Origin of the sequence: Pseudooctadecabacter sp. (assembly GCF_020627745.1) — a bacterium.
Classification (GTDB): domain Bacteria; phylum Pseudomonadota; class Alphaproteobacteria; order Rhodobacterales; family Rhodobacteraceae; genus Octadecabacter.
Genome location: NZ_JAHDGE010000016.1, coordinates 1 through 13,033, shown reverse-complemented (window position 1 = coordinate 13,033; position 13,033 = coordinate 1). Strand labels below are relative to the sequence as shown.

14 protein-coding genes and 1 tRNA gene are annotated in these 13,033 nt (G+C 62.1%); 7 read left to right on the top strand and 8 right to left on the bottom strand.

The features are described 5' to 3' along the window. The first annotated feature begins 112 nt into the window (after positions 1–112). The 6 genes from QZ653_RS08285 to QZ653_RS08260 all read left to right on the top strand — a co-directional run bounded on the left by QZ653_RS08285 (position 113) and on the right by QZ653_RS08260 (position 4,680). Positions 113–424 carry an ETC complex I subunit gene (locus tag QZ653_RS08285; protein WP_296419388.1) on the top strand — a complete coding sequence of 104 codons (312 nt, stop codon included), beginning with the start codon at positions 113–115 and terminating at the stop codon, positions 422–424. Between the two features lie 47 nt (positions 425–471). Further along, positions 472–548: transfer RNA gene (locus QZ653_RS08280), tRNA-Arg, on the top strand. An 88-nt stretch (positions 549–636) separates the two neighbouring features. After that, positions 637–1,785 carry a lytic murein transglycosylase gene (locus tag QZ653_RS08275; protein ID WP_296419386.1) on the top strand — a complete coding sequence of 383 codons (1,149 nt, stop codon included), beginning with the start codon at positions 637–639 and terminating at the stop codon, positions 1,783–1,785. Between the two features lie 65 nt (positions 1,786–1,850). Next, on the top strand, positions 1,851–2,537 hold the full coding sequence (locus QZ653_RS08270) for a D-lyxose/D-mannose family sugar isomerase (protein ID WP_296419384.1): 687 nt from the start codon (positions 1,851–1,853) through the stop codon (positions 2,535–2,537). Continuing rightward, on the top strand, positions 2,525–3,784 hold the full coding sequence (locus QZ653_RS08265; protein WP_296419382.1) for a glycerate kinase: 1,260 nt from the start codon (positions 2,525–2,527) through the stop codon (positions 3,782–3,784). Before QZ653_RS08270 ends, QZ653_RS08265 begins: the two co-directional genes overlap by 13 nt. A 32-nt stretch (positions 3,785–3,816) precedes the next feature. Beyond that, positions 3,817–4,680, top strand: a complete 864-nt coding sequence (locus QZ653_RS08260; protein WP_296419480.1) for an endonuclease/exonuclease/phosphatase family protein — start codon at positions 3,817–3,819, stop codon at positions 4,678–4,680. 65 nt (positions 4,681–4,745) lie between these two features. On the opposite strand, the gene QZ653_RS08255 is transcribed toward QZ653_RS08260, so the two are convergent. From QZ653_RS08255 to QZ653_RS08225, 7 genes are all read right to left on the bottom strand, one after another. After that, entirely contained in the window at positions 4,746–5,684 is a 939-nt protein-coding gene (locus QZ653_RS08255; RefSeq protein WP_296419380.1) for a phosphatidate cytidylyltransferase, read from the bottom strand. After that, a complete protein-coding gene (locus QZ653_RS08250) occupies positions 5,681–6,355 on the bottom strand; it encodes a lysophospholipid acyltransferase family protein (protein ID WP_296419377.1) in 675 nt (224 codons plus the stop codon). The genes QZ653_RS08255 and QZ653_RS08250 overlap by 4 nt, the downstream gene beginning before the upstream one ends. Positions 6,356–6,461: 106 nt before the next feature. After that, positions 6,462–6,749 carry a hypothetical protein gene (locus QZ653_RS08245; protein ID WP_296419375.1) on the bottom strand — a complete coding sequence of 96 codons (288 nt, stop codon included), beginning with the start codon at positions 6,747–6,749 and terminating at the stop codon, positions 6,462–6,464. A gap of 23 nt (positions 6,750–6,772) precedes the next feature. Then, positions 6,773–7,456 (bottom strand): PspA/IM30 family protein, encoded by a 684-nt coding sequence (locus QZ653_RS08240; protein WP_296419373.1) that lies wholly within the window; start codon positions 7,454–7,456, stop codon positions 6,773–6,775. A gap of 110 nt (positions 7,457–7,566) precedes the next feature. After that, positions 7,567–8,157 (bottom strand): TetR/AcrR family transcriptional regulator, encoded by a 591-nt coding sequence (locus QZ653_RS08235; RefSeq protein ID WP_296419371.1) that lies wholly within the window; start codon positions 8,155–8,157, stop codon positions 7,567–7,569. 128 nt (positions 8,158–8,285) lie between these two features. After that, the gene (locus QZ653_RS08230; RefSeq protein ID WP_296419369.1) at positions 8,286–9,518 is read right to left on the bottom strand and encodes a mandelate racemase/muconate lactonizing enzyme family protein; all 1,233 of its coding nucleotides are present in this window, start codon (positions 9,516–9,518) and stop codon (positions 8,286–8,288) included. Between the two features lie 115 nt (positions 9,519–9,633). After that, the gene (locus tag QZ653_RS08225) at positions 9,634–10,716 is read right to left on the bottom strand and encodes a Zn-dependent alcohol dehydrogenase (protein ID WP_296419367.1); all 1,083 of its coding nucleotides are present in this window, start codon (positions 10,714–10,716) and stop codon (positions 9,634–9,636) included. A 150-nt stretch (positions 10,717–10,866) separates the two neighbouring features. Between QZ653_RS08225 and QZ653_RS08220 the strand changes: the two genes are divergently transcribed. Next, a complete protein-coding gene (locus tag QZ653_RS08220; protein ID WP_296419366.1) occupies positions 10,867–11,772 on the top strand; it encodes a mechanosensitive ion channel family protein in 906 nt (301 codons plus the stop codon). Here the strand turns inward: QZ653_RS08220 and QZ653_RS08215 are convergent. Then, on the bottom strand, positions 11,769–12,977 hold the full coding sequence (locus tag QZ653_RS08215; RefSeq protein WP_296419477.1) for a TCR/Tet family MFS transporter: 1,209 nt from the start codon (positions 12,975–12,977) through the stop codon (positions 11,769–11,771). The genes QZ653_RS08220 and QZ653_RS08215 overlap by 4 nt on opposite strands. Positions 12,978–13,033 lie beyond the last annotated feature (56 nt).

Genomic DNA, 13,033 nt, shown 5'->3' with positions numbered 1-13,033 from the left:
TCCGTGCGTGCTAACCCCGACGGTCAGGGGACATTCGTCTGGATGCCACCTTTGAAACCCTTGCAAGGGGCGATGGAATCCCCGATATACGCGCCAGCCAAGGGAGACCGAAATGCGCGCACGTATCTATCAGCCTGCCAAGACCGCGATGTCATCCGGGACCGCAAAGACAAGGACGTGGGTTCTTGAATTTGTGCAAACCAGCGCGCGTGAGGTTGATCCGCTGATGGGCTGGACGTCATCCAGCGACACCCAGACGCAGGTCAGAATGACCTTTGCCACAAAAGAGGCCGCGTTGGACTATGCCAAGGACAACGGAATCGAGGCTGTCGTGCAGGACCCCAAAAAGCGTGGCGTGAACATCCGTACCGGTGGCTACGGAGAGAACTTTGCCACCAACCGGCGTGGCGCCTGGACCCACTAAACTCCGCTTGATGTGCGCAGCCTTCCCCCGCTAGAAGCAAGGCGTGCGGTCCCTTAGCTCAACTGGATAGAGCAGCTGACTTCTAATCAGCAGGTTGAGGGTTCGAGTCCTTCAGGGATCGCCAGATGGCTTTGGGCAAGAAGCGGCCCATGACGCACGGACGGCGCGGTTTTTCACTGTCGCGGGGCGCGTGCCGCGCTAGTCTTGCAGACATGAATATCTGTAAACGTCATTTTCTGTTTGGCCTTGGGGGCTTTGCCCTGACGGGCTGTTCCGCCACCGCCGACAGTGTCGCGCCCCTGCGCCGGGTCGGGCAGGCCCTCGCCCCCGATCTGCAACCCGTCGACCGGACCGATTTCAGGAATTGGGTCGCGACCTTTCGCGCGCGGGCACGCAGGGCGGGCATTACGGACGCGACCTTTGATGCGGCCTTTGCCAATGCGGGCTACATTCCCGGCGTAATCACACGCGATGGCAGCCAGATCCAGACCCGCCGCACGTTTGAGGAATATCTGTCCATTGCCACATCGGACGAACGGTTGGCCAAGGGCCGCGCGGCGATCGCGCGGCATGGCGGAACCCTGCAAGCCGTCGAAGACCGATACGGCGTTGACGCCATGATCGTGGCGGCGATCTGGGGCATGGAAAGCACCTTTGGCGAAAAACGCGGGCAAATTCCCGTCATCTCTTCTACGGCAACGCTGGCCTTTGACGGACGGCGCGGTGCCTTCTACGAAAGCCAGCTGATCGCGGCGCTGCGGATCCTGCAGCGCGGCGACACGACGCCTGCGCGTCTGACGGGCAGTTGGGCAGGGGCCATGGGCCACACGCAATTTATTCCTACGTCCTTTGAAGGGTTTGCCGTTGATTTCAACGGTGACGGACGGCGCGATATTTGGGCTGACGATCCGGGCGATGCTTTGGCATCCACCGCCAGCTATCTGGCGCGCAATGGCTGGCGGTCCGGCCTGCGCTGGGGCGCGGAGGCAGGCACAGGCGGGGTCAGTGGCCGGTCTGTCACCCCCCAAACGGGTGGGCCGACCTTTACGGTTACGCGCAATTTCAACGTGCTGAAGACCTACAACAATTCCGATTTCTACGCCTTGGCTGTGGGGCATCTGTCGGACAGGCTGGGCGGCGCTGGCCCCTTGCGCGGGTCCTTCCCGCCGGACCGCAACGGGCTGACACGGGACGACCGGTTGGCACTGCAACGGGGGCTGGCCGCGCGGGGCTATGACATCGGCACGATCGACGGCGTCATTGGCGCCCGCACCGAGGCCGCGATCCGCGATCTGCAAGCGCGCGCCGGTGTTGCCGTGACGGGAACGGCCACCCGCGATGTGCTGACGCTTTTGCGATAACCGAAACGTTGCCGAAACTTATGCGGCCTTCTATGCCTGTGCCGAACCGGTAGGAAAGGTCTGATATGAAACGTTCCCGCATCAATACCATTATGGCCGAAGCAGATGACATGATCCGGTCTTACGGCTTCGTGCTGCCGCCTTGGGCGTATTGGACACCGGCTGAATTCAGGACCCGCGCGTCGGAGGCGGCTGAGGTGATCAAAGCGCGCAATGGCTGGGACATCACCGATTATGGCGCAGGGGACTACGACAAAATGGGGCTGTTCCTGTTTACCCTGCGCAACGGCCGTCTGGCCGATCTGCAGCGGGGCGGGGGCATGTGCTACGCCGAGAAGCTGTTGATTTCCAAGCAGGATCAGCTGTCGCCCATGCACACCCATGTGATCAAGGCCGAAGACATCATCAATCGCGGCGGGGCCACATTGGTGATCGAACTTTACGGATCAGACCCCGCAGGCCATTTTGACGAAACCGCAGGCGGCACCGTGTGGTGCGACGGGCTGCGGCGCGATTTTGCGCCCGGTGAAAAGCTGAAACTCGCCCCCGGTGAAAGTGTCACCCTGATGCCCGGTGACTGGCATGCTTTTTGGGGTGAGGGCGGCGATGTTCTGATTGGCGAAGTCAGCACCGTCAATGATGACGAGACAGACAATATCTTCCGCGCGCCGATTGGGCGCTTCGCTGAGATTGAGGAAGACGCGGAGCCCACACATCTGCTGGTCAGTGATTATGCAACATGGCTGAGTTGAGCGATCCGAACGCCTTTCTGCGCATGCTGTTTGCCGAGGCCGTGACCCGCGCAGACCCCATGCGCTGCGTGCCGGATCATTTGGGGCCGAAGCCTGAAGGGCGCTGTGTCGTGCTGGGCGCTGGCAAAGCCTCCGCCCGGATGGCCGAAGCGGTCGAGGCGGCGTGGGGACCGATGGAGGGGTTTGTCATCACGCGCTACGGCTATGACCGCCCGACCCGAGGGATCGAGATTGCACAGGCGGCCCATCCGGTGCCCGACGCCGCCGGTGTCGCAGCGACCCGACGGCTTTTGTCCAAGGCACAGGACCTGACTGCGGACGACACCTGCATCATGCTGATTTCCGGCGGCGGGTCTGCATTGCTGTGTGCGCCAGCGGAGGGGATCACGCTTGAGGACAAACAGGCGCTGGCGGCGGATATGCTGGCGTCGGGCATGCCCATCGGGGACATCAACGGCATCCGCAAAGAACTGTCTGCGGTCAAGGGCGGGCGGCTGGCCGCTGCGGTGCACCCCGCGCAGTTGCGGGTGTTGATGATTTCGGACGTGCCGGGGGACGCACCCGGCGACATTGCCAGCGGTCCGACGGTGGGTCATGCCGGAAATGCCGCACTGGCGCTGGAAACGCTGGCCAACTGGCGCGTGACGCCGCCGCCGTCCATTGCCGCGTTCCTCACGGCGGGCGGCACTCCACTAAATGTCCAAGACCCCCGTCTGGCCGGTGTCGAAAACATCATTGTCGCCGCCCCGTCCCATTCGTTGAAGGCCGCAGCCGATCTCGCCATGGATCACGGGGTTGAGGTGCGCATCTTGGGCGATGATCTGGAAGGCGAGGCCCGTGATCTGGCCGCCCAGCAGGCCCAACTGGCGGTGGATCTGTCCGCCGCCGGAGTGGACAGGCCCGTGCTGTTGTTGTCAGGTGGGGAATGTACCGTGACCCGGCGCGGTGCCGGTGTCGGAGGCCCCAATGCGGAATTTGTCTTGGCCGCAGCGGTGGCGTTGCAGGGACATCCGAAAATCCACGTTATTGCCTGTGACACCGACGGTGTTGACGGCGCAGCAGAGGTCGCAGGTGCCGTTGCTGATCCCACGACACTTGCACTGGGTGAAGCGATGGGCATATCCGCGCAAGCACAGCTGACCGAAAACAATGCCCACGGCTTTTTTGAGGCCATAGGCGCACAGGTGGTAACAGGGCCAACCATGACCAACGTAAATGATTTTCGCGCCCTTCTGGTGATGCCGTGATCCGCGCCCTGCGCCGTTTGGGGCTGGTTGTCATGGGGCTGGTGGCCTTGCTGGTCGGAATGGTCGCATGCAATTCGCTGCCCCAGCCGGTGCAAGCGCCTGTCCCAGATACGCTGCGGGTGGGCACCTATAACGTGCATTACATCTGGCTGAACCGCCAAACGGGCGATTGGTCCGTGGGCGATTGGGACCGGCGCAAGGGGCCGTTGCAAGCCGCCTTTCGCGCCATGGAGGCCGATGTGGTCGGTTTTCAGGAGATGGAAAGTTTCGGGCGCGGCGTGGCCCCGCAGAACCTGACCCTTGACTGGTTGATCGAACAGAACCCCGATTATGGGGCCGCAGCCATCGGCGACCCGTCGGAGTTTCCCTACACCCAGCCGATTTTCTACCGCCGTGCGGCCTTGGAATTGCGCGATCAGGGGTGGTTCTTTTTCTCGGACACGCCGGATGTGATCTATTCGCGGACGTTCAACGGATCATGGCCGGCGTTTGCGAGCTGGGCGGAGTTTGAAGACCGGACCGGCACGGTCTTTCGCGTCTACAACATCCACACCGAATACCGCAGTGCGTCGAACCGGCGGCTGTCCACAGCCTTGGTCGCAGACCGGATCGCAGAGCCCGCATCGCGGATGCCGGTCTTTGTGATCGGGGATTTCAATGCCATCCGAGGATCGGCCACCTTGCGCAATCTGGAAGAGGCAGGCGTCACGTTCTGGCCTGCGCAAGGATCGACCTTTCACTTCAATCGCGGGCTGAACCTGTTTCCCGCCATCGACCACATCGGCGGCACGGGCGGGATTGCCCCCGTCGGGGATGTGTTTTCGATCCGGGGCCGGTTTGACGGCGAATGGCCCACAGATCACTATCCCGTCGTGGGGGATTTCCGGCTGCCGTAGCGCGTGGGGCGGCTGCGGGATTTGAGTTTTTCTGGCCAGATGAAGGGGGGACCCTGCGTGCCGCCTCAGACGTAGATCAGATGCGTGAGGTGGTAGAAGACGGGGGCTGCAAAGATGACACTGTCAAACTGATCCATGAACCCGCCTTGGCCGGGGATCAGGTGCGACCAGTCCTTGACGCCACGGTCCCGTTTGACGGCAGCAAAAACAAGGTTGCCGAACATACCCACCAGTGACGCAAGGGCAGCCATGCCGGCGGCCCCCATGACCGAAAACGGCGTCATCCACGCCAGCAGCGCGCCAATGATGGCAGCGCATAGAACGCCCGCAGCCATCCCTTCCCACGTTTTGGCGGAGATACCGGGGATGATGCGCGTGCGGCCAATCCGGCGGCCAAAGAAGAAATCCAGAAGGTCGCCGAATTGCACAACCATGATCAGGAACGCGATCAGCATGACGCCGCGATCATCAGGGTAGCCTGCAACCTCAATCGACAGCAGGGCAGGGACGTGGGACAGACAAAAGATGCAGATCATCATCGCCCACTGGGTTTCCGCCACGCGCACCAAAAACCGGTCCGGATTGCCGCGCAATGCAGAGACAACGGGCAACAGCAAAAACGCGTAGACCGGAATGAACACAGTATAAAGTGTCTGCCATTCCATACCCACAAACAGATATTGCAACGGCAGGATCGCAAAGAACGCCAGCGCCAGCGACAAATGATCCGCCTTGCGTTTGCTGGTCATCGTCAGGAATTCCCGCAAAGCGGCGAAGGATGTGAACGCAAAAAGAAGGATGATCCCCAGCTTGCCGATGATCAGTGCCAAGGTGAACAGGATGACCATGCCCCACCAGCTGCGCACACGGGTCATGAAGGTCTCGATCACCGGATTATCGTGACCTGCACGCGCGTGCAGGATTTCCCCCAACAGCGTGAGCGCGGTCATCAGCCCGCAGGTGCCCACGAACAGCCACAGCAATTCAGCGGTGGTCGAACTCATAACCGTTCCCCTTTCGGCGCCAGATCGGCCAGAGACGCGGCAGCACGGTGCAGGAACGTGTCCTTGTCCTCGCCCTCGCGCACATGAACCGGCGCGCCGAAGGTGACGGTGCAGATCAGTGGCAGGGGGATGACCTCCCCCTTGGGCATGATGTCGGTGACGTTGGCGATCCAGGTGGGGACAAGGTCCACGTCGGGGCGCGCGGTGCCCATGTTGTAAAGCCCCGCCTTGAAGGGCAGCAGCGGGTCTTCGGTCATGTTGCGGTTGCCTTCGGGGAAGATGATCAGCGACGATCCTTCATCCAGCGCATCCAGAATGGCCTGCATGGGGTTTGCACCAGCCTCACGCGCCTCCGGCCTGCGATCGACGAGGACACAGTTGAACACCTCAGGCCCCACAAAGGCGCGCAGTTTGTTTTTCAGCCAGTAATCCGCCGCCGCCACTGGGCGCACGGTGCGGCGCATGTTGGGGGGCAGGACGGACCAGATCATCGGCATGTCCGCGTTGCTGACGTGGTTGGCGTAATACACCCGCTGTCGCGGCACCGGTTCGATCCCCCGCCAGTCAGGCCGCACGGCGGTCAAAAACCGCACCAGAAGCGAAATGGCGAGGCCCACGATTTTGGCGGCAAGCCTGCGGGGAAAGGTCAGAATGGCATTCATCTGGGGCATCTTGGCTGAGGTTTGCGGGCTTTGGAAGGGCAGGGTGTGAATTGGGTGCGCCCCGCCCTGTCGGGACAGGGGCAGGGCAGGGCGCGTTTGCCGTAACGGGCAAGGGTCAGTCGGCGTCGTCGCCGCCGACATATTCGGCCAAGAGACGTTCGTTGCGGGCCTCTTCCACGCGGGTGATGCGGTCTTCGGACAGACGCTCATCAAAGCGCAATTTGACGAAGTTCACCAATGCGAGGGTCAGCAGCAAAATGCCGATCCCCCAGTAGCCTTTGGTGGCCAGCGGCACGTCGGGGGACATGTAAAGGGACAGCGCCAGCATGCCGTAGGCGATGACCACGCCGATGCCGTTGAAGAAGATGATCAGGCCGTTGTCGGATTTGTTGAAGTTTGTCATTTGGTTTCTCCTATTGAATTGAATTATTTGGATGTTTTGGTTTTCAGACGGGCAAGGACGTCGTCCGCTGTGGTGCGTGTGGCGGGACCGCAGCCTTGGGCGGCCATACGGTCGGCCAGCGTTTCATGGCCAAGGTCACGGTCGATTTCGCGCAGGATTTCCGATTGCTCAAACGGGTCGTCGCGGCCCATGACACGTGCGATCAACTCCTCGGCCTCTTCGGTGGCGGACGTGGTGCCGATGGTCGTGTTCAGTCTGGACTGGATGGCCTGTTCGCGGCGGACGGCGCGGGCTTGGATGGCCCCTTGTTTCAGGTCGATGATGCGGCGGTGGCCTGCCTCAATCGAGGTGCGCAGGCGGATGACCTTCTGATCGAGCCGCGCGCAGGTTTCTGACCTGATCGTCCGTTCGTTCTCCATTTGGGCGATGGCATTGGCGGCCTCAGTGGCGAGGTCTTCGCGGTCCTGATCCAGCGCCTGTTCGGCACGTTTCGTCATGTCCTTGATGCGGTTTTGCAGGGCGTCGCGTTGACGGTCCTCGCTGCGTTGCCGTTGGATCAGGGAGGCCAGCGTGGCCTTCGCCGCCTTGAGGGAGGTTTCGGCCTCGCGGATTTTTTGATCGATCAGTTCGATGGCAAAGGCATCGCGGACGCGGTCTTCGGACCGGGCATTTGCGCCTGCGATCAGGGTTGAGAGGGTCTTGAACATGGTGTCTTCCTTTCGGGTTCTGATTTCATGAACAACGTTCACGAATAGAGATAGAAAGGTCGCGATCTATGATCAAGGATATTTTTGAACAATGTTCAAAAATTCAGGAATTATTTGGCTAAGTGGCTGAGAATAAGAGAAATCATTCTGTCCAAATGCGGGGCAGGCACGCCTGCTGATGCCTCATCCAGCCCCAAAAGGACGATTCCATGAACGGATGAGAACAGCCCGCGGGTCAGCAAACCACGTGTTTCGGCGTCGTGATCGGGAAAGATCACGGACAGCGGCGCGTCGATATAGGCAAAGAGCTGCGCCATTTCCTGAAGATACCACTCCGGTGCGGCCTCACCTCGGGCGCGTTCAATGTCAAACAGCGCGCGCCACAGGTTGAAGTGCTGGGCCGCAAAGGCGTGGTAGGCGTGTGACATCACGATGAGCTGTTGGGTCGCGTCCTGCGGGGCGTCGGCCAGCGCCTCGGCCACAGTGGCGCCCAGCTGTTTGAACGTCCGCGCGTTTACGGCCAAGACCAGATCGTCGAGGTCCCCAAACACATTATAGATGGCCCCCAAGGCGCATCCGGCGTCTTGGGCGAGATCGCGGGCGCGGAGGGTTTTTAGGCCGTTTGCGGCGATTCGGCGTTCGGCGTTAATGATCAGGGTGTCGCGCAGGGCGGCGCGGCGGGCTTGGACTTTTCCGGCCATGGGGCCTCCGACATGAACTGTGTTCACTGTCTAAGGGGGCGGGGCGCGTTTGGCAAATGGGCCCTCCGGGGGGAGTATTTGAGGGCAAAACGAAACAGGGTTGCGCGCGCGTTAAGGTTAATGCGGGATCAGTCGGCTTTGACGGGGGCGCCGCCGGCGAAGACGTTCTGGCCGTGGTAGCTGATCGGGTCGCTTTGCATTTCGAGATGCAGGCCGGTGTCTGTGTAGGGATGTGCGCGGGCGAGGTCTTCGTCCACGTCAATGCCCAGACCGGGGGCGGTGGGGACGGGGATGTAGCCCCTCTCGACGGTGATGGCGTTCTTGATCAACGCGGCGTGGAACGGCGTTTCGATCGTTTCGGCCATCAGGATGTTGGGCAGGGTTGCGGCCAGTTGAATATTGGCCGCCCATTCGATGGGACCGGCGTAGAGGTGCGGGGCCACTTGGGCGTTGTAAACCTCTGCTATTGTGGCGATTTTCTTGGTTTCCCAGATGCCGCCGGAGCGCCCGAGCGCCGGTTGCAGGATGGTCGCGGCACCGGCGCGCAGCACGGCGGCAAATTCGGCCTTGGTGGTCAGACGTTCGCCTGTGGCGATGGGTGTTTTTACGGCTGCGGCGACCTTGGCCATTTCCCCCACGGCGTCGGGCGGGATGGGTTCTTCGTACCAGAGCGGCGAGAACCGGTCGATGGCCTGCCCCATGCGAATGGCCCCGCCGGTGGAGAACTGGCCGTGGGTGCCAAAGAGCAGATCGGCGCGGGGGCCGACAGCCTCCCGTATGGCGGCGCAGAAGTTAACGGAGGTGTCGATGTCGTGCATCGACGGCATGTGACCTGCGCGGATCGTGTAGGGGCCTGCGGGGTCGAATTTGACCGCCGTGTAGCCCTGCGCCACATAGGCCGCTGCGGCCTCGGCGGCCATGTCGGCGCTGGCCCAAAAGTCGGGAAGTGTATGATTTTGTTGCGGATAAAGGTACGTGTAGGCGCGGATACGGTCGTTCAGGCGGCCCCCGATCAGCGCGTGAACCGGCCTGTCGCGGTCTTTGCCAAGGATGTCCCAACAGGCGATTTCAAGGCCGGACCATGCGCCCATGACAGTCAGGTCAGGCCGCTGGGTGAAGCCGCTGGAATAGGCGCGGCGGAACATAAGTTCAATGTTTTCAGGGTTTTCGCCCGCCATATGACGGGAGAAGACATCTGTGATGACGGCGCGCATGGCGTCAGGCCCCACAGAGCTGGCGTAGCATTCGCCCCAGCCGGTGATGCCGGTGTCCGTCGTCACCTTGACCAGGATCCAATACCGTCCGCCCCAGCCGGGGGCGGGGGGCGCGGTGACGATAATGTCGAGGTCGGAAAGCTTCATGAGGGGTCCAATCGTTAACGATCTGGTCTTATGATCTGGTCAACTGGCGCTAGGACCAGCGTGTCACATCGCGTACACAACCTGTACACATCCTGTATGTACGGGGCGGTACAGCCTAGAACACGATGACATTGCGTTTGGCGGCACCGGTGCGGGTGTCTTCTATGGCGTCGTTGATCTGGTCCAGCGACCAGCGGCCCGAGATCAACTCATCCAGCTTGAGGCGGCCCTGCAGGTAGAGGTCGACCATCCACGGGATGTCGCGTTTGATCACCACGTCGCCCATTTTGGAGCCGATCATGCCTTGCCCTGCGGCGGCGAAATTGGCGGCCTCATAGGTCGAATGCTGGCCGGAGCCGGGCATACCGACCATGACGATGTTGCCGCCCTTGGCCAGATAGCGCGGGGCCTGATCGTAGACGCCCGCGACGCCCACGGTCACCAGAACCGCATCGGCACCGCGCCCCATGGCCGCCTTTGCATCCCGCCACGGCGCATCGGTGCTGGCCAGCACCGCATCGGTCGCGCCGAAGTCGCGGGCGACGTCGAGTTTGCTGGGTTCCATATCGACGGCGACGATGCGGCGCGCGCCTGCGATCACCGCGCCCTGAATGGCGTTGAGGCCCACGCCGCCCGCGCCGATGACCACCACGTCCTGTCCGGGGCGGACCTGTGCGGCGTTGACCACAGCCCCGATGCCGGTGATGACACCGCAGGCCAGCAGCGAGGCGGCCTCCATCGAGATGCCGTCGGGCAGCGGCACCACCTGGCTTGCGTCCACGACGACCTTTTCGGCAAAGCCGCCGCAGGCCATGGCCTGATGCAGCTTGCCGCCCTGGGCGGTTTTGATCGGGCCGTGGTCGCCATCATAGGGGGTTTCACAGTTGGTGGGCCGTGCGGTGGCGCAGCTGGGGCAGGTGCCGCAGGACCGGATGAGCGTAACAACGACACGGTCGCCCACAGCCACGCCTTTGGCGCCCGGCCCTGTGGCGGTGACGGTGCCTGCGGCCTCATGCCCGTAGACCGCCGGAAGGGACCCGCCCCAGATGCCGTCCGCATAGGAGATGTCGGAGTGGCAGATGGCGCAGGCGGCAAGGGTCACTTCGACCTCTTCCCCCGTGGGGGCGCGCAGGTCGATCTGTTCTATGGTGAAAGGCGCCCCGAAGGTGTGGCAGACGGCGGCTTTGATAAGGGGCATAAGATGTCTCCGGTCGGTTTTACCCAATAGGTCAAGTGGCGGCGTTCAGGGCAAGGGAGAATGCGACATGACAGGTCGCAAATGGCGTGACGCGTGGGAACCCAAGCGGCGACAGGGCGTTAGGACAGATAAATCAAAGGGGTGCGGGTCATGGAATTGGGATTGGAACAGGACCCGGTCAACATCCTGCTGGAGCAGTTGCGCGCCATTGCAGAAGGGGCCATTGCCATTGCCCCGCAGCTTTTGATTGCCATAGTGTTTTTGTTCATCACGTGGGGGGTCAGCAAGCTGGCCCAGTTTGTGTTGCGCACATCGCTGGACAAGACGTCCCTGCGCAAGAGCCTGCGGGAATTGTTCCAGTTGCTGATGGGTATTCTGATCTGGACCATCGGTGTCCTTGTGGCCATGGTTATCGTGTTTCCCAATCTGACGCCGTCGAGTATTCTGGCGGGGCTTGGCCTTGGGTCTGTGGCGATCGGGTTTGCCTTCAAGGATGTGTTCGAGAATTTTCTGGCGGGCATCATCATCCTGTTCCGGCCGCAGATGCGGATCGGGGATCACATCGAATGTGAGGATGTCGAAGGCAAGGTGGAGCATATCGCCATCCGCGAGACCCATATCCGGCAGACGGACGGGCAGTTGGTGATTGTGCCCAATTCGATCCTGTTCAAGAACCCTGTCTGGGTGCGCACCGATCAGGACAAGCGCCGTGTGACGGTGGCCTGCGGGGTGGCCTATGATGTGGATGTGGACGAGGCGCGCGAGGTGATCACCCGTGCGGTCAAGGGGTGTGACAGTGTCCGCCACAGTGATGATCCGGTCCAGATATTCGCGCAGGAGTTCGGGGAGTCTTCGATCAATTTCGAAGTGACGTGGTGGACGGGGTCCGCGCCGGTTGATGTGCGGTCTTCGCGTGATGAGGTGGTGGCCGCAGTCAAGCGCGGGCTGGACGAGGCCGGGCTGGAGATCCCGTTCCCGTATCGCACGCTGACGTTCAAGGAGCCGCTGCCGGTGCAGCAAAAGGCGCAGGCGGATGCGCAGGCGACGGGGGACTAGGCGGCGCGGGGGCGGCCCAGAAATGTGATCATGCAGACGATCATGATGGCCGCTGACAGGGCGAAGGCCGCGCCGGGAAAGTAAAGGCCGGTGTCGTTGGTGAACATCCAGAACAATTGGGTCATGACCAGCGGGGAAAAGATCATCGCGATGGATTTGGCTGAGGCGATGACGCCTTGCAGTTCGCCCTGTTGGTCGTCGCCGGCCCGTTGGGACATGAGGCCCTGCAGGGCGGGTGTCACCACCGCGCCGAGGGCTGTGACAGGGATGAAGGCCAGCGCGACCCAGCCGGTGGTGATGACAGTCAGCAGCACGAAGGCTGCGAAGTTGAAGGCGATGCCGTAGATGATGGTGCCGCGTTCTCCGAACCGTTTGAGGGCGGGGCGGATCAGCGCGCCTTGTACGATGGCGATGCCAATACCGAACAACGCCAGTGATGCACCGACCATGCCGGGCGACCAGCCGAAGGCCTCTTTCGTGAAATAGGCCCAGGTGGCGGGGTAGACGATGAAGGCAAATTCATAAAGGAACACCAGAAAGATAAGCCGGCGTACACCGTCGAGCTGGCCAAGCGCGCGGAACGCACCGAACGGATTGGCGCGGCGCCACAGGAACGGACGGCGGATGCTGTCGGTGACGGTTTCGGGCAGGACGAAGTAGCCGAACACCAGATTGAGCGCGCCGAGGGCTGCGGCGGCATAAAACGGCGCGCGGGTGCCCCATTCGCCCAGCAGGCCGCCGATCACGGGGCCCAGCACAAACCCCACCCCAAAGGCCGCGCCAATCAGCCCGAAGTTGGCGGACTTTTCCTCCGGTTTCGAGATGTCGGCGATGAAGGCGGCTGCGGTCGATTGCGTGGCGGCTGTGATGCCGCCCACCACGCGGGTCACAAACAGCAGCCAGATCGAGCCTGCAACGGCCATGACGAGATAATCCACGGTCATGACCAGCAGCGAGATCAGCAGCACAGAGCGGCGGCCGTATCGGTCCGACAGGGACCCCAGAACAGGGCCGAAGATGAATTGCATCACGGCAAAGGTGGTGGCGAGGATCCCGCCCCAGAGGGCGGCTGTGCCGAGGGTGCCGCCTTCGACCTCCCTGATGAGGTCGGGCATGACGGGCAGGATCAGGCCGATGCCCATGGCGTCCAGCGTCAGGGTCACGAGGATAAAGGTGATCGCGCGGCGGCGCTGGGCGGCGGTCATATCGGTCATGTCTGACGGCTATCTTGAACTTGGCGGGTCGGAAAGGGGGATAATCA

Coding starts and splice junctions, on each gene's coding strand:
- QZ653_RS08260 (WP_296419480.1), top strand. CDS start 3,817: ATGGGGCTGGTGGCCTTGCTGGTCGGAATGGTCGCATGCAATTCGCTG.
- QZ653_RS08235 (WP_296419371.1), bottom strand. CDS start 8,157: ATGGCCGGAAAAGTCCAAGCCCGCCGCGCCGCCCTGCGCGACACCCTG.
- QZ653_RS08230 (WP_296419369.1), bottom strand. CDS start 9,518: ATGAAGCTTTCCGACCTCGACATTATCGTCACCGCGCCCCCCGCCCCC.
- QZ653_RS08240 (WP_296419373.1), bottom strand. CDS start 7,456: ATGTTCAAGACCCTCTCAACCCTGATCGCAGGCGCAAATGCCCGGTCC.
- QZ653_RS08265 (WP_296419382.1), top strand. CDS start 2,525: ATGGCTGAGTTGAGCGATCCGAACGCCTTTCTGCGCATGCTGTTTGCC.
- QZ653_RS08215 (WP_296419477.1), bottom strand. CDS start 12,977: ATGACCGCCGCCCAGCGCCGCCGCGCGATCACCTTTATCCTCGTGACC.
- QZ653_RS08220 (WP_296419366.1), top strand. CDS start 10,867: ATGGAATTGGGATTGGAACAGGACCCGGTCAACATCCTGCTGGAGCAG.
- QZ653_RS08270 (WP_296419384.1), top strand. CDS start 1,851: ATGAAACGTTCCCGCATCAATACCATTATGGCCGAAGCAGATGACATG.
- QZ653_RS08285 (WP_296419388.1), top strand. CDS start 113: ATGCGCGCACGTATCTATCAGCCTGCCAAGACCGCGATGTCATCCGGG.
- QZ653_RS08255 (WP_296419380.1), bottom strand. CDS start 5,684: ATGAGTTCGACCACCGCTGAATTGCTGTGGCTGTTCGTGGGCACCTGC.
- QZ653_RS08275 (WP_296419386.1), top strand. CDS start 637: ATGAATATCTGTAAACGTCATTTTCTGTTTGGCCTTGGGGGCTTTGCC.
- QZ653_RS08225 (WP_296419367.1), bottom strand. CDS start 10,716: ATGCCCCTTATCAAAGCCGCCGTCTGCCACACCTTCGGGGCGCCTTTC.
- QZ653_RS08245 (WP_296419375.1), bottom strand. CDS start 6,749: ATGACAAACTTCAACAAATCCGACAACGGCCTGATCATCTTCTTCAAC.
- QZ653_RS08250 (WP_296419377.1), bottom strand. CDS start 6,355: ATGCCCCAGATGAATGCCATTCTGACCTTTCCCCGCAGGCTTGCCGCC.